This is a genomic window from Algoriphagus marinus, from assembly GCF_001936475.1.
GTDB lineage: Bacteria > Bacteroidota > Bacteroidia > Cytophagales > Cyclobacteriaceae > Algoriphagus > Algoriphagus marinus.
Genome location: NZ_MSPQ01000016.1, coordinates 21,520 through 44,312, shown reverse-complemented (window position 1 = coordinate 44,312; position 22,793 = coordinate 21,520). Strand labels below are relative to the sequence as shown.

Genomic DNA, 22,793 nt, shown 5'->3' with positions numbered 1-22,793 from the left:
GCTTGATTTTTGCTTTGATTGATGTTGATAACTTTTGTAAAAGTTGTTCAAAACTCTTGATTTAAAGCGAATACATTTGTTTTATGACCGAAAAGAATCCAAACCCTAGAATCACACGAAAACCCAATTTTTCTAATCCTCCTTCTCAGTTAGGTAAAGTGCCGCCTCAAGCCACAGATCTGGAGGAAGCTGTTCTTGGTGCTTTGATGCTTGAAAAAGATGCTCTCACCAATGTGATTGATATCCTTAAGGTGGAAAGCTTTTACAAGGATTCCCACCAAGTTATTTTTCAAGCGATTTTGGACTTGTTTACTGAAAGTCAGCCAATTGATTTGCTTACTGTCACTTCTCAGCTTCGGAAAAATGGTTCTTTGGAAGTGGCTGGTGGAGCATTTTATGTTACCGAATTGACTTCAAAAGTAGCTTCAGCTGCCAATATAGAATACCATGCTCGAATCATCACAGAGCAGTCCATCAAGCGTGAGATGATTCGGATCTCTTCTGATATTCAGCGGGATGCTTACGAGGAAACTACTGATGTTTTTGAGCTCTTGGATAAAATGGAGCAGAGTCTGTTTGAGATTTCTGAAAAGAATATTCGAAAGAACTATTCCGATATGAAGTCAATCATGCGCGAAGCAATCATAGAATTAGAAGCCAGAAAACTTCAAAAAGATGGGTTGACAGGAGTTCCTTCAGGATTTACAGCATTGGATCGTGTGACTTCCGGTTGGCAAAAATCTGACTTGGTCATCATTGCCGCAAGACCTGCAATGGGAAAGACTGCTTTCGTTCTTTCGGTGTTAAGAAATGCCGCTGTGGATCACAATAAACCAGTGGCGATTTTCTCCCTGGAAATGTCATCAATTCAGTTGGTGAATCGATTAATCAGCTCGGAAGCTGAATTAGATTCGGAAAAAATCAAAAAAGGATCATTGGCAGAGCACGAATGGGCTCAGTTGGTACATAAAACAGCGAAGCTCTCCAAAGCTCCGCTATTCGTAGATGATACTCCCGCTCTTTCAATATTGGAATTGAGAGCAAAATGCCGAAAGCTTAAAGCTCAGCATGATATACAAATGATCGTAATTGATTATTTGCAGCTGATGTCTGGAGACTCCAAGGGTGGAGGTGGAGGAAATCGAGAGCAAGAAATTGCCAGTATTTCCAGAGCATTAAAGAAAATCGCTAAAGAATTAGCAGTCCCAGTCATTGCTCTTTCCCAATTATCCAGAGCAGTGGAAACAAGAGGAGGAGATAAGCGTCCACAACTTTCGGATTTGAGAGAATCAGGAGCTATCGAGCAAGATGCTGATATGGTAATGTTCCTATACCGTCCTGAATATTATGGAATCACTGAGGATGAGGATCACAATTCTACCCAAGGAGTGGGTGAGGTGATCATCGCCAAGCATAGAAATGGTTCTTTGGATACGGTAAAACTTCGATTTATTGGCAAGTACACTAAATTCACCGATTTGGATCACTTCGGCAATATGCAAAATCCAGCTGCTGGTAATGAGGTATATAGACCTTCTTTTTCCAGTCAGTCCAGTGGCGTATCGGAATTTGACAGTGGCAACACAATCAAACTTCAAAGTAGAGCTAATGATGATTCAGATGACCTTTTAGATCGAAATGATCGTCCAACATCATTCTAAAAATCCATGAAAGCAATCACGCTAGACCAATCTGCTGAAGAGAGAATTAATTATACCGACATCCAAACACGGATATTAAATCCTAGGGAAGTTCGGGTTTTGATAAAAGCAGCTGCTTTAAATCATCGGGATGAATGGTGCCGACAAGGTCTTTATCCTAATTTGAAAGATGGGGTTGTCTTAGGCTCTGATGGTGCAGGAATTATTACTGAGATCGGAGAGGGTGTAAACCCTGATTTTTTGGAAAAAGAAGTTATTATCAACCCGGCTTTGAATTGGGGTCAAAATCAAAAAGTCCAAGGTTCGAGTTTTGAGATCCTTGGAATGCCCAATCACGGTACTTTAGCTGAATCGATAATAGTGCCTGTAGATCGCGTTTATTCAAAGCCAAGCCATCTTTCTTGGGAGGAAGCTGCTGCTTTGCCTTTGGCAGGTTTGACAGCTTATCGGGCTATTTCCTACCAAGGGCAACTTCAGGAAGGCGAGAACTTACTGGTTACTGGATTTGGTGGAGGGGTAGCTCAGTTTGCAGCGCAATTTGGTTTAGCGCTTGGAGCTAAACTTTATGTAAGTAGCAGCAATCCTGCAAAAATTGAAAAAGCTTTGGAATTGGGAGCTATAAAAGGTTTTAATTACCGAGATCATAATTGGATTTCTCAGGCTCAGGAAGCAGTTGGAGGATTTGATTTAATTATTGACAGTGCAGCTGGCGATACTTTGAATCACCTTGTTCAAGTAGTGAAACCAGGAGGGAAAATTGTTTTTTTTGGAGCGACCCTCGGAAATCCTTCCAAGTTGGAAGCTCGAAAAATTTTCTGGAATCAGATTAAAATTATTGGGACCACCATGGGTTCCGATGATGATTTTGAAGGAATGCTGAATTTGGTTAATGCTCATCAAATAAAGCCATTGGTAGATTCCGTTTTCACTTTTGATAATGCGGTGGAGGCATTTAACAGAATGCGGGATGGAAAGCAGTTAGGAAAGATTGTGCTGGTTCCTCAGACTTCCTGATAAGTTTCCATAAACTCCTTCCGAGCCACTCTGTAGATTTCTTGTTCTCCAGGAGGGATAATTAAGTAATCCCCAATCCTGACAAACATGGTGTCTTTCCACGGTGCTTGAAATTCAAGTCGATCTTTTATATCAAAATGCCTCAAATCGCTTGCTTCAAATTCATATCCTCGCATTATTCCCTTTGGTTTGTAGCATGCCCAACCATCTCCCAAAGAGTCAACCATTTCATATTTAGATTCAAAAATGTCTGGTTTAACCAAGTATTTTTCCTCTGAGCTAGTCTGGTTTTCTACCAGCCAATCTCCTTCTTCAGCAATATTTCTGGTTTCTACTCCATCACTTGTCTTGGTGATTACTAACAATCCGGGGGTAGCTTTTTTGGCTTTTATTAGACTTTTCTTGCGAAAGTTTTTTCCTTTCGATTTAAAAACCGGAAGAAAATAATCAAGCATTTTTTGTTGTGTAATCATTCTTTTGGAGCATTAAATGGGATTGGAAAGAATAATAATTTACGAACAAAGTGACTACTCTGCTAATTCAAGAGGCTGATTTTGATCAATCATCTATGTCATTTTCGAAACAGAAATTTTGAAAAGCATTTTGGAGTTCACGGTAGGCTTTTTCATTTTCCTGACTTCTTGCTAACTTAATTCCTTCCCTAAAAACTTTTTCGGCCTTTTTCAATTCGTCCCGGTCAGCAAAAAAATGTGCCGCGGGGAAATAGGTTGGCAAATAACTATTATGATATGAAAGTAGTTTATTAAATAACTTACTTGTCTTTTCAGGGTCAGAATCTTGATATTCCAATGCTAAGGCATACCAGTTAAAAGGATTTTCAGGTTCTTCTTCTGAGAATTGTTCGAGAAGCTTGATTCGTTCCAAATTGCCCATGAATAGTTTTTTTCTTTAAGTCCTTACTGTTAATTTCACGTGAAATAAATCTAAAATAATATAATCCTAAACCAATGAAGATTCTTGTTTGTATCACCCACGTACCAGATACGACCTCTAAGATTCAGTTTACTGCCGACAATACCAAGTTTGATACTACCGGAGTTCAGTTTATTATCGGTCCATATGATGACTATGCATTAGCAAGAGCGGTGGAATTGAGAGATCAAACTGGTGGAAAGCTTACTGTACTTAATGTCGGAGAAGCCGAAACAGAACCAACTTTACGTAAAGCACTGGCTATTGGTGCCGATGAAGCGATACGTGTTAATTCCAATCCAAAAGATTCCTTTTTTGTAGCAAAGCAAATTGCGCATTATGCTAAAGAAGGTGGATACGATTTGATCTTGATGGGTAGAGAGTCCATCGATTTCAATGGAGGTATGGTTCATGGTATGGTAGGTGAGCTATTAAATATGCCGTCATTCTCACCTGTGATGAAGCTGGAAGTAGATGGTAATTTGGTGAAAATGGCAAGAGAAATTGAAGGCGGAAAAGAGCTATTGGAAGCTTCATTGCCATTGATCGCAGGTTGTCAAGAGCCAATTGCAGAATGGAAAATACCGAATATGAGAGGGATTATGTCAGCCCGAACCAAGCCCTTGAACGTGGTTGAAGTGGTGTCTGATGAAACTCAAGCTGAAGCCACAAACTACCAACTGCCACCTGCGAAAGGATCAGTAAAATTGGTTGATAAAGATAACGTGGAGGAGCTGGTAAGGCTTCTGAAAAACGAAGCAAAAGTACTTTAATCAACCTATTTCAACCCATTATAAATTAAGAGATTATGTCAATATTAGTATACATAGAGCATTCCGAAGGAAAAGTTAAAAAGACAAGTTTAGAAGCGGTTGCTTTTGCCAAAGCATTAAGCCAACAGACAGGTGAAGGAGATGTAGTTGCTGTGGCACTTGGTACTGTTTCAAATGATGAATTAGCGGCAGTCGGAGGAGCAGGTGCAACAAAAGTACTGCACGCTGAAGATTCCAGATTGGACGCGGGTGTTATTCAGGCACATGCCTCAGCAGTAGCTCAAGCCTTTCAAAAGGAGCAATCAAAAACTTTGGTTCTAGCGAAATCTTCACTTGGAGATGCGGTAGCTGCCCGATTGGCAATTAAATTGGATGCTGGTTTGGTTTCTAATGTAGTAGAATTGCCTAAGACGAATGGAGAATATCTTGTGAAAAGAAGCATCTACACAGGAAAAGCCTTTGCTGAAACAAAGGTGACTACTGATCATAAAATTCTAGCAATCAAAAAAAATGCGATCGACCTGAAATTGGACGATTCCAAAGCAACTGTAGAATCGTTTGCAGTTAATCTCTCTGATTCAGACTTTGCTTCAAAGATTACTTCAACTGAGCGAGCTACCGGCGAAGTGCTACTTCCAGAGGCAGATATCGTAGTATCAGGAGGAAGAGGTCTTAAAGGTCCTGAAAACTGGGGCATGATTGAAGATATGGCTAAAATCCTTGGCGCTGCAACTGGTTGTTCTAAGCCTGTTTCTGATATAGGATGGAGACCACATCATGAACATGTGGGACAAACAGGAGTGAAAGTCGCACCAAGTTTATATATTGCTATAGGAATTTCAGGCGCGATTCAACATCTTGCCGGGGTTAACTCTTCAAAATGCATCGTAGTTATCAATAAAGATCCTGAGGCACCTTTCTTCAAAGCAGCAGATTATGGGATTGTTGGAGATGCTTTCGAAGTAGTACCAAAACTAAATGAAGCGCTCAAAGCTGAATTGTAAATTTTTGTGGAAAAACTTATAGAACTGGAGATTTTAGGACTTTCGTCCAACCATTCGCAATCGGGGTCATTTACTTTGATATTAGGAGAGGTAAATGGCTCTCGCAGATTGCCGATAGTGATTGGAATGTTTGAAGCTCAGGCAATTGCGCTTGAAATAGAAAAAATCATCCCAAATAGGCCGATGACTCATGATCTTTTCAAGTCTTTTGCTAATGGGTTTAACTATGAAATCGACAGAATTATCATCACAGATATGAAAGAAGGAGTCTATTATGCCAAGATCAAATGTAAAAGTGATCAGATAGAGGCTGAGATAGATTCCAGACCATCCGATGCGATTGCAATCGCAATTAGATTTGGAGCTCCTGTTTACTGCACAGAAAAAGCAATGTCTGAGGGTGAGGTAGATAATTTTGAATTTGATTCTAGTGAAGAAAAAAGTTCTCCAAAAAAACCAACTCAAAAGTTTGTCACTAAAAAAGAGCCCTCATTGAAGGACTTCAGTCTAGATAAGCTAAATCAGATGCTGGAAAAAGCAATCAATAATGAAGATTATGAGCGTGCGGCACGCATTAGAGACGAAATAAATAAAAGAAACTAGTAGAAAAAAAGCCTGAAGAAATTCAGGCTTTTTTTCTGACCATGACTTCCTTATTTTTACGACTTCCTATTTTAAAAAGTACTTAATGGATTATTTGAGAGGTGTTTTTGGTTTGGCAGTCATCGTATTGGTGGCTTTTATTTTTTCAAGTGATAAAAAGCGGATCGATTGGAGATTGGTAGGAATCGGAATCTTACTTCAATTGATTTTCGGGTTCTTGATCACCAAGGTTCCAATCGTAGCTTCTGGTTTTGGTTTACTAAGTGAAGCTTTCGTGAAGTTTTTGAGTTTTAGTAGAGATGGAGCAGCTTTTATCTTTGGCGATCTTGCTGGTGACGGATTTGGATTTATTTTCGCTTTTCAAGTATTACCAACAATCATCTTCTTTTCTACTGTTTCTGCGGGCCTATATTACCTAGGAATTCTTCAAAAAGTTGTATTTGGAATAGCCTGGGTAATGGCCAGAACAATGCGATTATCAGGTCCCGAAAGCCTTTCTGCCGCTGGAAATATATTTTTGGGGCAAACAGAGGCTCCGTTGTTAGTTCGTCCTTTTATTCCCAACATGAGTAAATCTGAATTGATGTGCTTGATGACGGGAGGAATGGCAACGATCGCAGGAGGTGTACTTGCGGGATATGTTGCCTTTTTAGGTGGTGATAGTCTGGAGGAGCAAAGCAAATTTGCAGCGTACCTACTTGGAGCAAGTATTATGAATGCTCCTGCAGCAATCGTGATGTCCAAGATGTTTATTCCTGAGACGGAAAAGGAAAGAGTAAAGGAAAAACTTGAAGTTAATGAGGAGGCTATGGGGGTAAATCTTATCGACGCAATGTCTATAGGAGCCTCTGAAGGTTTGAAATTGGCGCTTAATGTAGGTGCAATGCTTTTAGCTTTCATTGCTGTGATAGCGGCGGTCAATTACCTTTTGATGGGAATCTTAGGAGATGTGACAGGATTAAATGAGTTTGTTGTTAACAGTACTGGAGGTCAGTTTAAAGGCTTTTCTTTAGAATATTTATTTGGACAAGTGTTTCGAATCTTTGCATGGGTGATTGGTGTAGAGTGGGTTGATACTCTTCAGATTGGAAGTTTATTGGGACAAAAAACAGTTATCAATGAATTCGTAGCATACTTAAGCCTATCCGAGATGAAAGAATTGGGAACGCTTAGTCCAAAATCAATTGTGATCGCTACCTATGCACTTTGTGGATTTTCCAACTTTAGTTCGATTGCAATTCAGTTAGGAGGAATAAGCATTATCGCCCCCAATCAACAAGGGAATCTAAGTAGGCTGGGTCTTCGATCTTTACTGGCAGCTTCTTTAGCGTGTTTGATGACCGCGACTATTGCAGGGATGTTATTTGGGTAATTCCATTTTTATATTTCACAAAAAAACCTGTGACTTAAGAAGCCACAGGTTTTTTTGTGTAAAAATAGATAAGGTCTATTGTATACCGTAAAGCTCTTTTCCTACACCTTCATATTTGTCACCTGGAGTCCAAAATGGTCTTTCAGGATTGTTTGAAATATTTTGTGCAGCCAGAATATAGGCTTTCCAATATAAGGTCACATAATCTAAGTCCAAGGATTCAACTTGGTCTCCAGCTTTATGGTAATATTTGTTGATTTCATCGTCAAAGGCTGTAAAGCCAAGACTGAAGGTAGGAGCAGGGATTCCTTTTTTAGCGAAGCTTACATTATCTGAGCGATCATAGAGACCTTGCTCCGGAGCAGGGTCTGCAATAGCTTTCAGTCCAAATGCAGAAACAGCATCACTCACCAAATTATCTGCAGAGGTTCTTCCTAAACCAATAACCGTAATCACAGAAGTATCATTGTACCCTGCGCCATCGATATTTAGATTATATATAATCTTATCCAAAGGAATAAGCGGGTTTTCAGCGAAATATGCAGAACCTAAAAGACCTTTTTCCTCAGCTGTCCAAAGTGCAATCAAAATGGATCGTTTCGGACGATTTTTGGCAAAATATTTTGCTGCGTTCATCACAGCTACTGTTCCTACTGCATTGTCTCTGGCACCATTGTAAATAGTGTCACCTTCAGCATCTGCTCTGCCTACGCCTACATGGTCATAGTGTGCAGATAGTAAAACAAATTCATCTTTTAATTCGGAATCGGTTCCTTCGATCCAAGCCAAGACATTTTTTCCATCAATCGCCTTGTTGATTTTTCCTTCGATCGCAAGTTCTGCCATCGCTTTTCCCTCAGCTAATTGATCCTTCATCGTATTTTTGACATCTTCTATCCAGATATAAGGCATTTTGCTGGATTCACCATTGTCAATGACCATCTGAGTTCGATTCAAATAATTGGATATCAATGGCCAAGGAATGGAAGGAATATTGAATCGTTCAATCACACCAATTGCACCTGCAGCTTCTGCAAGTTTGGCTTTCTCAGAGCCTAGGCTAAATAATTCTGCCGGACTCATTCGATCAGGTGCTCCTACATTGGTTAATAAGATTTTTCCTTTCAGATCCTTTCCTGCCAAATCAGACTCTAATCCAAATCCAACTTCTACTATTTCATATTTTCCAGAAAGAGATTCGCCATTAATTACTAGCAAGTTTTTGCCCTGAACGTATACCGAGTCTCCTAATTTTATTTCACCTTTTTTTGGAGGGGCAGACATCATAAATGGAATATTTTGAAAGTAACCATCTGCTCCTGGTACTGGTTTGGCACCGAATCCTTTCAGTTGATCTGCAATAAAGTTATACGCTAGAGAGATTTCTGGGCGAATAGGATCCCTTCCCATCAATTCGTCAGAGGTGAGGTAAGTCAGATCTTTTACAGCAGATACTCGATCAAATTTTTTCTCAATGTCTTTTTGTTGCGCAAAAGAGACAACAGCGAAAGCACAACCAAGTGCTACGGTTAAAATCGTTTTTTTCATATGTTTATTTTTGTTTTTCTATGGCCACAAGGAATCTCGCATGTCTTGTAATCATTCCACAGTGAGACGTTATGTGTCATGCTAGATTTAATAAGATGTTGATATTCCGGTTCTAAAGTAAATAAAATCCCGATAAGCCAAAGTCACTATTTTATATCCTAAGGACTAATTTTCATTAAAAAGGCCTATTCAAAGGTTCAAATCCATTAAAGTTTTTTGGAAGTGGCTTGGGATATCGGCTTCAATTATTAGTGATTCTTCACCAAAAGGAAGCTTTAGCTTTAGGCTTTTGGCATGTAAAAGAAGGTTTCCCATTTCAAATTGCTTTTCGAAAAACTGGTTTTGTTTATTATCACCATGTTTTTTATCCCCAATAATATAGTGGCGTAAATGGGCTAGATGTCTACGAATCTGATGTGTTCTACCAGTTTCCGGTTTCAATTCCAAAAGCGCATAGCGACTAGTAGGGTATCTACCGGTTGTATTGAAGGGTATTTCTGTCTCCGCAATTACTTTATAGGAAGTTCTAGCTTCCTGTTTCTTATTGGAACGCTCCGTTGTCAGGGGATAATCGATCATCGCTGCTTTGACTTCAGGTATTCCTCTTACGATAGCCAAATAGGTTTTCTCCACAGTTCGATCCATAAACTGTGCTTTCAGCAAGGGAAGAATTTCATCTCGCTTTGAAAAAAGCAATACTCCGCTGGTCGGTCGATCCAATCTATGAACAGGTGAAACACGTTGCCCAATCTGGTCCCGAAGTGTTTGAACAGCAAAAACTGTTTCTTCAGCAGCTATGGAAGTACGATGTACCAGCAAGCCTGATGGCTTATTGATTGCGATAAGGTTTTCGTCTTCGTAGAGGATTTCGAGCACTGTTTAATTTAAAATTGAGAATGTAAAATGAAGAATGCAGAGAGAAGAGATTAAAAGATAGTACCGGAACCGATACATTCTTCGCCCTGATACCAAGCTACAAACTGACCGGATGCGATTCCTTTTTGTGCTTTTTCGAATAAAACATAAAGCCCATTTTCTTTCTGGATCAAAGTCGCTCCGCTCAAGGGTTGACGATATCGAATTCGAGCTTCATAGTGCTTACTTTCTCCCGGAGTCAATTTCAAATCCTCCCGAATCCAATGGACGTCCTCATTTTTCACAAAAAGCGCATGACGAAGCAAGCCGGGGTGATCTTCGCCCAAGCCAGTATAGATAATATTTGTTTGAGTATCTGTGGCTATTACGAAAAGTGGTTTACCGGTACCTCCAACTTGTAATCCTTTGCGCTGACCTACGGTAAAATAATGAGCTCCATTATGCTCACCTAGAACCTTTCCCTGCTCGGGTGTATAGTGAATTGGTAAAGCCATAGCATCCAAAAGCGAATCATCATAGTCTTTAGGCTCAATTCCGGCTGGAATCTGAGTTTTTTTAAATTCTGGCAAATCCTCAGGAATGACGATAATCTTTCCTTTTTTTGGTTTCAATTGTTGCTGAAGGAATTCCGGTAGTCGAACTTTTCCGATGAAGCAAAGTCCCTGACTATCTTTCTTTTCTGCAGTAATTAGATCCAACTTTTTCGCAATTTCCCGAACTTCAGGCTTCTGAAGATGTCCAATTGGAAATAATGCTTTTGCCAATTGACTTTGGTTCAGTTGACAGAGAAAATAGCTTTGATCCTTATTTGGATCAGCACCAGCGAGTAATTGATAGACCGGCTGGCCGTCTACTTCTATTTCGCCTTTTTGGCAATAATGACCTGTAGCCACAAAATCTGCTTTGAGTTTTTCGGCTGCTTTTAAGAAAATATCAAATTTGATTTCCCGATTACAAAGAATATCCGGATTAGGAGTTCTTCCGGCTTTATATTCAGCAAACATATAGTCTACGATTCTATCCTTGTATTCCTCACTGAGGTCAATGGCTTGAAATGGGATTCCAAGCTTCTCTGCGACAAGCATGGCATCAGTGGAATCTTCCATCCAGGGGCATTCGTTGGAAATAGTGACAGATTCATCGTGCCAGTTTTTCATAAACATCCCGATGACTTCATAGCCTTGCTCGAGAAGTAGGTGAGCGGCTACCGAACTGTCAACGCCGCCTGATAGGCCGACGACAACTCTTTTCTTTGATTTCATATGCTGTAATAAGTAATGGATTCAAGGTCCATTAGGTTACAATTGCGAGAAGAACAGTATTTCTTGATGAAATGGTTCTACTTAAGACAAAATTACGATAAGTCTAAGGATATCAAATCGATCTATTTATTCACGATCATCATTCCTGCATAAAAGTTTTGATCAACTTCAATAGATTTTATTTCGTTGTCAATTCCCATTTCCTGCCATTTGGTCGTAGGGTTCAGCCAAACCTCTTTTTTATCCAAATAAACCCGAACTGGCATATTAAAACTCTGAATAGTATTTTCCCAACGGTAACTGATCGTTTTCCCATCCTTTACCACACTCAAAATTGGAATTCGAATATCCCTTAAATACTGGTCAAAAATGGGGTTGAGATCAATTTCCGCTTGCTGACTTATGTAATTTTCAATTTCGGAGGAAGTGACAGTCTTGTGGTAAAATTCAGAATTTAAACCTCTTAGAATCATCCTCCATTTCTCATCATTATTGATGATTTGTCGGATCGTATGCAACAGATTAGCTCCCTTATAATACATATCGGAGGAGCCATTTTCATTGACTCCATAAGGTCCAATTATAGGTTTATCGTTGTTGATTCGTTGCCGGGTTCCTAAGACATAGGCATTGCTGGCTTCGGTTCCATAGAAATAATCCAAAAATAAGTTTTCTGAATAAGCTGTAAATCCTTCATGAACCCACATATCAGCGACATCCTTATTCGTGATATTATTTGCAAACCACTCGTGCCCGGATTCATGGATAATGATAAAGTCAAATTTTAATCCCCAACCTGTATCGCTTAAGTCTGTTCCTCGATAGCCGTTTGCATAGCCATTACCATAAGTGACAGAACTCTGATGCTCCATTCCGAGGTAGGGAGCTTCCACCAGTTTATATCCGTCTTCATAGAAAGGGTAGGGACCAAACCAATGCTCAAATGCCTCCATCATTCGTTTGGCATCTTTAAACTGAACTTTGGCTTTTTCTAAATTCTCTCGAAGGACATAATAGTCCATGTCAAGCATCCCCTTTTCACCGGGATACTGCTCTCCAAAATGTACGTAATCACCGATATTGACATTGATGCCGTAATTATTGATCGGGTTTTTAACCTCCCAATGATAAGTTTTGGTTTTATCTTTTTCGTTATGTTCGGTTTTGATTAGTCGGCCGTTAGAGATATCCATCAGATTTTCCGGAACTTCTACGGAGATTAAAACACCTTGATCTGGTTCATCAGCAGGATGATCTCGGTTGGGCCACCAAATACTTGATCCAATTCCCTGATTTGAGTTAGCTATGAATGGCAATCCATTGCTGTCTTTGGTCCATGTAAATCCCCCGTCCCAAGGAGGTCGGATAGCGATTACAGGTTTCCCTGAGAAATGAAATTCAATATCATAGATTTTGCCGATCTCCTGATTTTTTGCAAGTTGTACAAAGTGGGCCGAGCCCTCATTAGTCACCTGCAATTCTTGGCCATCCTGAATTACTTTTTCAAGTGACATTGGTGCTTGCAGATCTACTTGAAGTAGATTTTGATCAGCAATTACTTTGTAACTCATGGTGTTTTTCCCAGCGACGGTTTGTGACCCGGGATCGACTTTTACCTCAAGGTGATATTGAAGTAAATCCCACCAAGCTCTAGCAGGACCTATGGAACCGCGGAGCGAATCTTGTTTGGAAAATACTGCGGATGGTTGAAAACTCTGTGCTTGAAGTTGAAATATAGAAAACCATATGCAAGTGGTTATAATCCAGTTTTTTAATTTCATTGGACACTCAGAGTTTAATTAAAATTAGATTGAAATCAGAAAATATATTCGTCCTCCCAAAGGCGAAAACCTCCTATAAAGGCATTTTGGTTGGTTCCTAATCGGCATCCTTCAGGCACCGTGGTGATTAGTTTTGAGTTGCCTCCCCCCAAGACAATGTCTTCAGGCTGGAAAGCATCTGCAAAAGTTTCGATTGTTTTTAAAACATGCTTTTCCCAGCGTTTAGAACCACTTGTGGTTAGGTATTCCTTTCCAACATAGCCTTCAAAAGTGGATTTTTTATAAGGTAAGTGTCCTCCTTCAATAGGGAGAATCGTCTTACCTATTACCATGGCCGTTCCCAATCCAGTACCGAAACCCAAAAAAAGTAGTTTTTTTCCTTCATAACTTCCCAAAGCCTGCATGGCAGCATCATTTATGATCTTAACGGGACAGTTAAATTCTTTTGCAAAATCATAGCTTTCCCAACCTTTTCCAAGATTGACAGGCTCACTATGAATCTGATTATTTTTCACGACTCCTGGAAAGCCAATGGTGATGCGATCGTAGGTCCAATCTGAAGCAGCTTCTTTAATAAGAGGGATCATTGTTTCAGGTGAAAAATCACTTCCTGATGGTATTTTGATTCGTTCTGGTTGGCCTTTTGCCAATATTTTAATATTTGATCCTCCGATGTCGATTACTAATGGCTGCAAGAGTGTTTGAGTTTAGTTAATAATTTGATTAATAAGATTTCATTTCGGCACTTGAAGTTAGGATTTTTGTCGATTGGAAGGCAGAAAAATTAGCTAGATTTTCCTTTCATTTTAAAAACCAAACCTGCGATTTCCTATTAACATCCGATTAACTTATTAATTTCTAGACTTTTTGGAAGTATTCCTGATTTATTTTTCATTTTTCTAAAACAGCAATTTTTTGCCTTTATTACTTCAAATAGGTTTGAATGAAAATCAAACGATGTCCTCTTTGTGGAGAATAGAAGTTTATTTCTGATCTTTTAGCTCGAAAATCAAATTTGTAACTCTTCAAATAACTCTTTTCTTTAGAATAGTATAGAATTCACTCAGATCTAAAATCCATCACAAATGAAAAACATCTTTTTACTCTTGCTTTTTCTTTCTTTTCAAACATTTGCGCAGCAAAAAGCTCCAATACCCCAGCGGGAAACTGTAGAAACTCAAAATAGGGCTATTCGAATGGATGTTCCGCTGACCAACTCCATACGAAGAGCATTTGAGGCAGGTACCCGGGATTTTTCAGGAAAGCCGGGTCCAAATTACTGGCAATTGGAAACAGATTTTACCATTAAGGCGAGCTTGAATCCTTCGAATCAGACGATTACAGGTTCTGAAAAAATCCTGATTCATAATTCCAGTCCAGATGATTTGGGACAAATCGTACTTCGATTGGATCATAATGTTTTTCGGGGTGATGTGCCAAGAGGAACTTCTGTTCCTGCTGAAAATACCGAAGGGATGATCGTGACTTCAATTAAAATAGATGGGAAAGTAGTGGATTTAAATCCTGCGCCTTCGAGAAGAAATGATCCGCCTACTTTGAAAGCAACTGGTTTGAAAAGTACCATCGCGACGATTTCACTTTTGGATCCAATCAAAGCAGGAAGTACCGCTGAATTGGAAATAGAATGGAATACAAAGCTCCCAGGAGGAGAAAATGGCCGCGGGCATCGAATGACTCAGCGTTTTGACAGTACGCTTTTTCAGCCAACGCAATGGTTTCCAAGGTTAGCCAAATACGATGACTTAAGAGGCTGGGAAACAAGCCTATACTTAGGGCCAGCTGAGTTTTTCAATAACTTCGGGAAGTTCGATGTTTCTATTACTGTTCCAGCTGGTTGGATTGTAAGTGGGACAGGAGTTTTGCAAAATCCAGAAGAAGTTTTGACTCCTTCAGCAAGACAAAGACTTGCTATGGTTTTGAATTCCGATGAGGAAATCACCATCGTGTCAGAAGCGGAAAAAGGACCTGGAAAATCTACGCTTGATGGGAAAACATTGACTTGGCGCTTTGTGGCAGATAAAGTGAATGATTTTGCTTGGGCCACTTCAGACCGATTTATATGGAAAGCAACTCGAGCCATGATACCTGGAAAAGGTCCTATTCCTATTCATGAGGTATTCATTCCCGAGAGAGCTCGCTTTTTTGAAAGTGCGTTGACCCGTACTAGACATGCTTTAGAATTCTATTCAGAGCTTTGGGCACCCTATCCTTTCCCTCATCTTACCCTTCAAGATGGACCAAGTGCTGGGATGGAATATCCAATGGTGATCAATTCAAATCAAGGAGCTGCAGATCATGAGACCGCTCATCAATGGTGGCCAATGATGCTGGGAACAAACGAAACCCGCTATGGCTGGATGGACGAAGGGTTCAACCAATACATGAATATTCTTTCTTCGGCGTCTAGCCGAAAAGTAGCTTATAATCTGGATGGTTTGGGCCAGAGTTACGGTCGGATCTCAGGATCTGAAGATGAGGCCCCGCTGATGTGGAGTGCCAATGATGCTGGTCCTGGATATGGATTTCAGACGTATCAGAAAACCCCATTGATGCTTTCCATGCTTGGAGGGATTGTTGGAGATGAAGCGGTAATTAATGCCATGAAAAAATATACCGATAGCTGGGCATTTAAGCATCCTTCGCCTTGGGATTATATCTTTTTTATGAATAATGCATTGGGGCAAAACCTAGAATGGTTTTGGTATTACTGGTTATTTACCACCGAGTCGGTTGAAGGTTCTATTGAAAATGTAAGTTCAAATCAAGGAAAAACTGTAGTAACAGTAAAGCAAGCAGGGGAGATGCCTTCGCCTGTAGTTTTGAAAGTCGAATTTGAAGCAGAAGGCCCTGCAATCAAATCCATTGCAAATAGCAAAATGATTGATGATACAACAGTCGAAGTTACCTGGCCTGTTTCGGTTTGGTTTGACGGAAATCGAACTTTTGATGCGGTAATGGAATTTGGAGATCGCAAAATCAAAAAAATCACCCTAGATCCACATGGCAGATTCCCTGATAAAAATACCAGTGATAATGTCTGGGAATGGAAGTAGCTGACAAAATCTTATTAAGTTTTTAGCAAAAAAAAGGGCCGATTGAATTTGATTCAATCGGCCCTTTTTTATAAATTTCTAGGCTTTGAGCTGTGGAAAGAAGGGTTGTTTGGATAGCCGTTCTCCTGTTGCAGCATAAAGCGCATTGGCTAAAGCCCCAAAAACAGGCGGATACGTAGGTTCTCCAAGCCCCGTTGGATCAATTTCATTTTCTACAAAATAGGTCTCAATGGATTTTGGAACTTCCTTCATTCGAATCATTCGATAGTTATCGAAGTTGTTTTTATCGGGCACTCCATTTTCAAACTTTAATTCACCAAAAAGGGCTGTTCCGATTCCATCAACCACAGCACCTTCGCAAAGGTTTCTTGCTGAATCCGGATTGACAACCAAGCCGCAATCTACAGCCTGAACCACCTTTTCAATCTGAACTTGTCCATTCTCGATTTTTAAATCCACTACTTGAGCTGCATAGCTATTGTGGCAGAAATAGGCTGAAACTCCTCTTGAAACTCCTTTCATGTCTTGACCCCAATTAGATTTGGTCTTCACCAATTCCAATACCCCAGCATATCGTTCCGGATCATAATCGTTCCGTTTTCCTACGGGATTATCCTTTGCTTTTTTTAATAATTCCAATCTAAACTCAATTGGATCTTTCCCTGCTGCTTCTGCCACTTCGTCCAAAAAGGATTGTTCTGCAGCGGCTATAAAATTAGAACGAGGAGCTCTAAAAGAGCCTACCGTAATATTGGATAAAGCCGTCCAGTCTTCAGCCAGGTAATTTTCGACTGCACCTGCTGGAAATCGGTCTGCGTAAAGTGGTGGCTCCACTAGCCCGCCAGCATTCAAATGAAATCCGATGAGGTTATTTTTTTCATCAAGTGCTGCTTTGTAGGTAGCCTGATACATGGGACGGTAGATTCCGCCAGTCATATCATCCTCCCGGGAATATTGTAGGTGGATCGGCGCATTCATTTCCTTGGAAATCACTGCAGCTTCGATCAACCAATGCGCATAAGATCGACGGCCATAGCCACCACCCAGCCGGGTCATGTCGATGTATATGTTTTCGATGGGAACTCCCAAACGAGCAGATAGTGCCTGTTCGGTTAATTCCGGTTTTTGCAATGGGCCGGCACATTCGATTTTATCTGCTTGAACGTGTGCAAAAAAGTTCATCGGTTCCATGCAGTTGTGAGCCAAAAAAGGACCATGGAAGGTACGTTCGATCACTTTGGCTGCTTTGCTGAATGCGGCTTCAGGATTTCCATCCTTTCGAACTATCCGGGCATTTTTGGATGCCTCAACCATTCTTTGAACTTGCGAATCGTGACTTTCCAAACCTTCCGGGATAGTTCGAAGCTCCTTTCGTCCACCCCAATCCCTTTTTTCTTCAAAAGTGGAAATAGGTTCCCATTCAACTTTGAGGGCTTTTTTAGCATTCATGACTTCCCAGGTAGAGTCTCCAACTATAGCCACCAAATCCGTGAAACTTGTCGTGTCAAAGAAAGTCCGTTCATAATCATCTTGATGAGATTTGATTTGGAAAATAGCTTTGATTCCAGGTATACCTTTCGCTTCTGAGTCGTCAAAAGATTTCAAGCGTAAGCCATGGGCAGGAGGATGGATAATCATGGCTTTGAGCATTCCCGGCTTTTTGTAGTCTATTCCAAAAAGCGGTTTTCCAGTGATGATATTTTTGGTATCTACATTTTTTTGAGAATGGCCAATAATCCGAAAATCAGCTATTTCTTTCAACTGCACCTCTTCTGGAATAGGAATGGAGCCCGCTAATGAGGCCATTTCACCAAAGTGGACTTTCTTCCCACTGGCTGTATGAAGTAAATAACCAGGTTCGGTAGTGATCTCAGCGGCCGGAACATTCCAGGTTTGCGCAGCAGCTTGTATTAATAAATATCGAGCAGTGGCTCCTGCAGTTCTGAGGGGAGTCCAACCAATTCGGATTGCTTGGCTGCCACCGATAAACTGTCGGGTGAAATTTTCTGTATCTAGAGGCGCTTGTTCGACCAGTACTTTCGTCCAATCCGCATCCAACTCCTCTGCGACGATCATGGGCATCGCGGTCTTGATATTTTGGCCGCCCTCAGGATTTGGAGACATGATGGTAACCAACCCGTTTTCTCCGATTTTGATGTAGCCATTCAGTTTAAACCATTCCTTGGGCATGGTCATCAAGTCCTCAGGACTGGGTTTGCAGCCAGCAAGCCAACTAAAACTCAGCAATAATCCACCCCCGGCTAGTGTAGAGGCTTTTAAAAATGATCTTCTACTTAATTTTGAGGAAGGAGTGCTCATAGCTTGATTATTTCTTATTGGAAATTTCTAAGATACTAAAGAAATTTAAGAGGCTACTTATCAAAATCTAAGACCTGAATGGGGAATTGAAGCTGATTAGGCTTTGTACTAATTCAGTTCCTTTTTTAAGATATTCAGGACTTTTATCCGTATTTCATCAGAATCAAACATAGACCCATAATGAGGAGCACCGGGAACAATAATCAACTCTGATGGAATTCCTTTTACCTGAAGCCATGAATTCAATAAATATGATTGTCTAGGAGAAACTAAATCATCGTTTTCACCATGGATGATCAAGAAAGGAGGATCACTTTCGTCCACAAAGCTCACTGGACTTGCCATTTTAGCCAAATCAGGTCTATCTAAAGGAGCAGCTCCGATGAGTAATCCTTCCGGGGATTTTGGATCATTGGCACCGGGGAAAAGGGTCAAATCTGCAGGACCGTAGAAATCTACCACTGCTTTGAAACTAAAATCTCGATTCGTTTCCGGTAGAAAGAAATCATCGATGTTTTGATTTTTGGATAATGCAAGCATGGATGCCAAGTGGCCGCCAGCAGAGAAACCCATCACCGCCATTCGATCTGTGTCCAATCCGTATTTAGCTGCATTTTCAACCAAAAAAGAGATTGCTGCATTGCAATCCAGCATTTGCGCGGGAAAAACCGCCTGAGTACTGAATCGGTAATCAATGGAAGCCAATGCATAGCCTTCATTCATTAAAGCAGAAATGGTCTCTTTCATATAGCCCATATCTGCGTACTTATCATTGCTGAGCCAGCCACCACCATGCACCCAAATGATTAATGGGACTTTGCTTTGTGGATTTGGTGGAAGATAAATATCCAGTAAATGCTTTTGGAGCGTATCGTTTTGATAGGGTATATTTCCGTGGAGGGTGGTGCCCTCCGGGAAAAGGTTCATCACCCGATTGGTTTGTGAAAAACCAAGTCCACTAAATCCAAGGAAGAGGAAAACCAATAGAAATTTTTTCATAGTTATTGATCAATGAAGGCAGTTTCTGGAGCACGGACACCCATTAATTGGTATTGTTTCATTTCTTTTCTGATTTCAGCGAGTTCTGTAGCCGTGAATTTCACGGACAAGGCTCCCAGATTTTCCGCGAGATGCTGAGGGCTTGTCGTTCCTGGAATCGGGACTATAAACGGTTTTTGTGCTAAAAGCCAAGCCAAGCAAAATTGCGCCATAGTGATTCCTTTCTTTTGAGACCAGTTTCTAACTAATCTCAAAAATCCCATGTTTTGCTCAAATCCTTCTGCAGAGAAAAAAGGTAATTGGGAACGACGGTCCTCGCTAGCAAACCTGCTGTATTCATTGAATCTTCCAGTAAGGAAAGAACGATGCGTTGGTCCCCAAGGCACGAATCCAATTCCAAGTTCCTCACAAGTAGCTAAAATTTGATTTTCAACGACACGCTCTGCCATGTTGTATTCGGATTGCAGCGCTGCAACAGGGAGCTCCGAGTGAGCCTTTCGTAGCGTAGCAGGCGATACCTCTGAAAGTCCCCAATGCTTTACTTTGCCGGCGGCAATCAGATCTTTTACTGCTCCAGCAACATCTTCAACTAGTACATTGGGATCCATTCGATGCAAATAGAATAAGTCAATTGCTTCAAGTCGAAGCCTTTTTAGAGAACCATCTATTACCTTCTTGATAGATTCTGGAGTAGCATTTCTACCCATGCGGCGGCCGTTTTGAATCTCAAATCCAAATTTGGTAGCAATGGTTATTTTATCTTTAAAAGGTTCCAAAGCTTCTCCAACCAGCTCTTCACTGCCATAAGGACCATAAACCTCCGCTGTATCAAAAAAGGTAACACCCATTTCAACAGCTTTTCGAAGGTGAGCGATCATTTCATCTTTGGGAGGCGTAGGGTTATAAGTTCCGGCCACCATGCTCATACAACCCAAACCTAATCCAGTCACTTCTATCGGTCCAAGTTTTCGGGTAGGCAAGGAGGGAAGAGCCTCCTCTTTTTTAGTAGTAGAGGCGATTGCAGCTCCTGAAGAAAGAATAAGACCAGCACCTGCAAGGCTGGCATTTTTAAAAAACTCTCTTCGGTTTAGCTCTGATTGCTTTTTCATGTGATTATAATTTGATTTTTATAGGCCATCCTGATGGCTATCGGGAGGAATCTTCGCAAAGCTGGTAATCATACCAATGTGTGCCGCTTTCGATATGCTCGATTTCATTTAAAGGGTTGTTGATAATGGATTAAGTCAATTCTGCTTATTCAATTAAGGCTAATTTTTTATTTACGAAATTGTGAAGGATTCATTTTGGTCTTTTTCTTAAAGAAGTTATTGAAATGGGACACTTCTGAGAAGCCTAAGGCAAAAGCAATTTCTGAAATACTCCAATTACCGCTTTTTAATAGAAGTTTAGATTCCTGCAAAATTTTTTCACTGATAATAATTGAGGTTGATTTATTATGAATCTTTTTTAGAACTCTGTTGAGATGATTTACATGAATATTTAACGTTTGCGCAAAATCAGATGCTGATCTTAAGATAAGGGGTCTATGCACATCATTGATGGGGAATTGGCTATTTAATAATTCTAGAAAATCAAAATTGATTCTTTCGGAAGCATTCCCTGATTTTCTTTGTTCCTGTGAATCAGTCATTTTTGCCTAAAAACTTTAAAAGAGTGGTGGGTTAAGAATTTGAGTTGTCTTAATTTCAAAATTCTAGAACGATAATTCATTCAACCATTTCCTGACTTCTTCCTTAGCCTGCTTTTCCTTTTCCCCTTCCATTACAAATAGAATCCCATCTCTTTCAATACCTCCTTTTATGGAAAATCCTTTCAGAATGACACTGTTTGGACAAAGCTTCTTCACTTGGTCAAAACTGCTTCCAACCCCATAACCTGCATTGGTATTGAAGGGTATCACAGTTTTTCCGCTTAAATCATTTTCGTTAAGAAAGCTTTTCATGGGTGGAGGCAATTTCATTCCCCAAGTGGGAAAGCCGAGGAAAATCAAATCATATTTGGAGATATCCACCTTGGTTTTTAAAGGGGGAAGAAAACCCGAGTCATTTTCTCTGGCAACTTGAGCTACAATGGCTTGGTAATTTCCCGGATAAGGATTGACTAATTCGAGTTCCACTAAATCTCCTCCTACTTGTTCTTGAATCATTTCAGCAATTGCTTTCGTGTTTTTGGTTCGGGATAGGTAAACAATAAGAATTTTGTCCGATGCCTTTTCGCTGGATTTTATTTGATTTTCAGTCCGAGTTTGACTGCTGCAACTCAGAGCGCTGAATAGGAAAATAAAAAGGAGGAAATATTTCATTCGCTTGTTGATCTCTTCCTTTGATTGAAGACTCTAAGAGGAGTAGGAAATTAAAGAGGAAAGCTGTTGATTTTATCGGTCACCTGGTCCCATCAATTTGGTAAAAGAGAGTGAACCAAGTTTCCAGCCATCGGCTTTTTTGATATAAACTTCGGTGACTTCAAAAGGATTAGTTACTTCATTACCACCTACCTCTGCCAGTAAAGTAATTCGGTTCAATAAAATGGCGGTGTTATCAATGATTTCTACTGATACCTCATGGATATCGGCTTTCTTATACCAAATACCTCCGCTTCTGATGATATTGACTTCCCGCTCTTTGCCCCAAGAACCACCCATATGAACGAATACAGATTTGTCATCAAATAATTCAGCGAGTTTATCAGCTTCCTTATTTTCCATCCAGAGCCATTTTGTTTTGGATAGCTCGATGATTTCTTGCTTGGCACTCTCATTTTGTGCGTAAGAAAATTGTATTGCAAATAAGAGTAGGGAAAATCCTAAAATTGCCTTTTTCATTGAATTTGGAGTTGATATGTTACCTGTATAAAGTTGATTTTTATTTGCCCATGTCAGCGGATTCACTGAAAGGGGCTTTATCGTTTTCCTTAACCAACTGAGCTTCTCCACTCACTTGAGTTTTTATTCCGGTCAGTGGAGTAGCTAATAAGGCAGGAGTGTAGAATAGCGTAAGAATTCTACTTCTGTATCTCATGTGTATCTCGTACGCTGCTAAATGTAAGTGCGAGCATTTTCCAATCTGAGTTTTCTTTTTGATAGACTTCTGTCACAGTAAACTCAGTTGCTACATCATTTCCTCTTACCTCAGCCGTGAGGGTAATTCGATTCCATACGATTGCGGTATTTCCGACGATTGCAACTGCGGTATCTTTTACATCTGCATTTTTATACCAAATACTTCCCGTTTCGATAATTTCGAGTTCTCTGGCAGTAGTCCATGTTCCGCTCATGTGAACAAACTTCGCATCAGGATGAAAGAGTGACTCTAATTTAGCTACATCTTTATCGGCCATCCATTGCCATTTGTCCATTGAAAGTTTGACGATTTCCTGCTCGTTAGCAGAGGATTGTGCAAAAGACCAAGTTGCTGTTACAAAAAAGAGGGTCAATCCAAAGAGTATTTTTTTCATTTTTCTATTGTTTAAGTTTACTAATCCAAAGCTAGAATCTATTCAAAATAAATTACTTACCTCTATTACAGGAATTGATACCATTTTTACTGATTAATAA

General features: G+C 40.2%; 22 protein-coding genes. 7 read left to right on the top strand and 15 right to left on the bottom strand.

Annotation, left to right across the window (positions count from 1 at the left end):
• Positions 1 to 83: 83 nt before the first annotated feature.
• Both dnaB and BVC88_RS19430 read left to right on the top strand, forming a co-directional pair.
• Positions 84 to 1,661, top strand: coding sequence for a replicative DNA helicase (dnaB, locus tag BVC88_RS19435; protein WP_075352400.1), 1,578 nt, complete (start codon positions 84 to 86; stop codon positions 1,659 to 1,661).
• A 6-nt stretch (positions 1,662 to 1,667) separates the two neighbouring features.
• Entirely contained in the window at positions 1,668 to 2,675 is a 1,008-nt protein-coding gene (locus tag BVC88_RS19430; protein WP_075352399.1) for a quinone oxidoreductase family protein, read from the top strand.
• On the opposite strand, the gene BVC88_RS19425 is transcribed toward BVC88_RS19430, so the two are convergent.
• Complete coding sequence (locus tag BVC88_RS19425) at positions 2,663 to 3,148, bottom strand: hypothetical protein (protein ID WP_075352398.1); 486 nt, start codon at positions 3,146 to 3,148, stop codon at positions 2,663 to 2,665. The two genes, BVC88_RS19430 and BVC88_RS19425, sit on opposite strands and share 13 nt — an antisense overlap.
• Before the next feature lie 85 nt (positions 3,149 to 3,233).
• Entirely contained in the window at positions 3,234 to 3,569 is a 336-nt protein-coding gene (locus BVC88_RS19420; RefSeq protein WP_075352397.1) for a tetratricopeptide repeat protein, read from the bottom strand.
• Between the two features lie 74 nt (positions 3,570 to 3,643).
• On the opposite strand from BVC88_RS19420, the gene BVC88_RS19415 reads away from it, so the two are divergent.
• The 4 genes from BVC88_RS19415 to BVC88_RS19400 all read left to right on the top strand — a co-directional run bounded on the left by BVC88_RS19415 (position 3,644) and on the right by BVC88_RS19400 (position 7,360).
• A complete protein-coding gene (locus BVC88_RS19415) occupies positions 3,644 to 4,381 on the top strand; it encodes an electron transfer flavoprotein subunit beta/FixA family protein (protein WP_075352396.1) in 738 nt (245 codons plus the stop codon).
• A 35-nt stretch (positions 4,382 to 4,416) separates the two neighbouring features.
• Entirely contained in the window at positions 4,417 to 5,385 is a 969-nt protein-coding gene (locus BVC88_RS19410) for an electron transfer flavoprotein subunit alpha/FixB family protein (RefSeq protein WP_075352395.1), read from the top strand.
• Between the two features lie 6 nt (positions 5,386 to 5,391).
• On the top strand, positions 5,392 to 5,988 hold the full coding sequence (locus BVC88_RS19405) for a bifunctional nuclease family protein (protein WP_075352394.1): 597 nt from the start codon (positions 5,392 to 5,394) through the stop codon (positions 5,986 to 5,988).
• An 85-nt stretch (positions 5,989 to 6,073) separates the two neighbouring features.
• On the top strand, positions 6,074 to 7,360 hold the full coding sequence (locus tag BVC88_RS19400) for a NupC/NupG family nucleoside CNT transporter (RefSeq protein WP_075352393.1): 1,287 nt from the start codon (positions 6,074 to 6,076) through the stop codon (positions 7,358 to 7,360).
• Between the two features lie 75 nt (positions 7,361 to 7,435).
• On the opposite strand, the gene BVC88_RS19395 is transcribed toward BVC88_RS19400, so the two are convergent.
• The 5 genes from BVC88_RS19395 to BVC88_RS19375 all read right to left on the bottom strand — a co-directional run bounded on the left by BVC88_RS19395 (position 7,436) and on the right by BVC88_RS19375 (position 13,522).
• The gene (locus BVC88_RS19395; protein WP_075352392.1) at positions 7,436 to 8,908 is read right to left on the bottom strand and encodes a M28 family peptidase; all 1,473 of its coding nucleotides are present in this window, start codon (positions 8,906 to 8,908) and stop codon (positions 7,436 to 7,438) included.
• Between the two features lie 189 nt (positions 8,909 to 9,097).
• A complete protein-coding gene (locus tag BVC88_RS19390) occupies positions 9,098 to 9,784 on the bottom strand; it encodes a pseudouridine synthase (RefSeq protein WP_075352391.1) in 687 nt (228 codons plus the stop codon).
• A 50-nt stretch (positions 9,785 to 9,834) separates the two neighbouring features.
• On the bottom strand, positions 9,835 to 11,046 hold the full coding sequence (gene mnmA / locus BVC88_RS19385; RefSeq protein ID WP_075352390.1) for a tRNA 2-thiouridine(34) synthase MnmA: 1,212 nt from the start codon (positions 11,044 to 11,046) through the stop codon (positions 9,835 to 9,837).
• A 122-nt stretch (positions 11,047 to 11,168) separates the two neighbouring features.
• Positions 11,169 to 12,827: a M1 family metallopeptidase gene (locus tag BVC88_RS19380; protein WP_075352389.1), complete on the bottom strand. Its 1,659-nt coding sequence runs from the start codon at positions 12,825 to 12,827 to the stop codon at positions 11,169 to 11,171.
• 35 nt (positions 12,828 to 12,862) lie between these two features.
• Positions 12,863 to 13,522, bottom strand: coding sequence for an ROK family protein (locus tag BVC88_RS19375; RefSeq protein WP_075352388.1), 660 nt, complete (start codon positions 13,520 to 13,522; stop codon positions 12,863 to 12,865).
• A 390-nt stretch (positions 13,523 to 13,912) separates the two neighbouring features.
• Between BVC88_RS19375 and BVC88_RS19370 the strand changes: the two genes are divergently transcribed.
• Complete coding sequence (locus BVC88_RS19370; RefSeq protein WP_075352387.1) at positions 13,913 to 15,901, top strand: M1 family metallopeptidase; 1,989 nt, start codon at positions 13,913 to 13,915, stop codon at positions 15,899 to 15,901.
• Between the two features lie 78 nt (positions 15,902 to 15,979).
• On the opposite strand, the gene BVC88_RS19365 is transcribed toward BVC88_RS19370, so the two are convergent.
• From BVC88_RS19365 to BVC88_RS19335, 8 genes are all read right to left on the bottom strand, one after another.
• Positions 15,980 to 18,220: a xanthine dehydrogenase family protein molybdopterin-binding subunit gene (locus BVC88_RS19365; protein ID WP_075352386.1), complete on the bottom strand. Its 2,241-nt coding sequence runs from the start codon at positions 18,218 to 18,220 to the stop codon at positions 15,980 to 15,982.
• Positions 18,221 to 18,328: 108 nt separating this feature from the next.
• On the bottom strand, positions 18,329 to 19,219 hold the full coding sequence (locus BVC88_RS19360) for an alpha/beta hydrolase (protein WP_075352385.1): 891 nt from the start codon (positions 19,217 to 19,219) through the stop codon (positions 18,329 to 18,331).
• 2 nt (positions 19,220 to 19,221) lie between these two features.
• Positions 19,222 to 20,328 carry an aldo/keto reductase gene (locus tag BVC88_RS19355; protein ID WP_083639187.1) on the bottom strand — a complete coding sequence of 369 codons (1,107 nt, stop codon included), beginning with the start codon at positions 20,326 to 20,328 and terminating at the stop codon, positions 19,222 to 19,224.
• A 167-nt stretch (positions 20,329 to 20,495) separates the two neighbouring features.
• The gene (locus BVC88_RS19350; RefSeq protein WP_075352384.1) at positions 20,496 to 20,870 is read right to left on the bottom strand and encodes a helix-turn-helix domain-containing protein; all 375 of its coding nucleotides are present in this window, start codon (positions 20,868 to 20,870) and stop codon (positions 20,496 to 20,498) included.
• Between the two features lie 63 nt (positions 20,871 to 20,933).
• A complete protein-coding gene (locus tag BVC88_RS19345; protein WP_175574456.1) occupies positions 20,934 to 21,542 on the bottom strand; it encodes a flavodoxin family protein in 609 nt (202 codons plus the stop codon).
• A gap of 72 nt (positions 21,543 to 21,614) precedes the next feature.
• A complete protein-coding gene (locus tag BVC88_RS19340) occupies positions 21,615 to 22,061 on the bottom strand; it encodes a nuclear transport factor 2 family protein (RefSeq protein WP_075352382.1) in 447 nt (148 codons plus the stop codon).
• A gap of 40 nt (positions 22,062 to 22,101) precedes the next feature.
• Positions 22,102 to 22,257, bottom strand: a complete 156-nt coding sequence (locus BVC88_RS21405; RefSeq protein WP_175574455.1) for a hypothetical protein — start codon at positions 22,255 to 22,257, stop codon at positions 22,102 to 22,104.
• Entirely contained in the window at positions 22,241 to 22,693 is a 453-nt protein-coding gene (locus BVC88_RS19335; protein WP_075352381.1) for a nuclear transport factor 2 family protein, read from the bottom strand. Before BVC88_RS19335 ends, BVC88_RS21405 begins: the two co-directional genes overlap by 17 nt.
• Between the last annotated feature and the right edge of the window lie 100 nt (positions 22,694 to 22,793).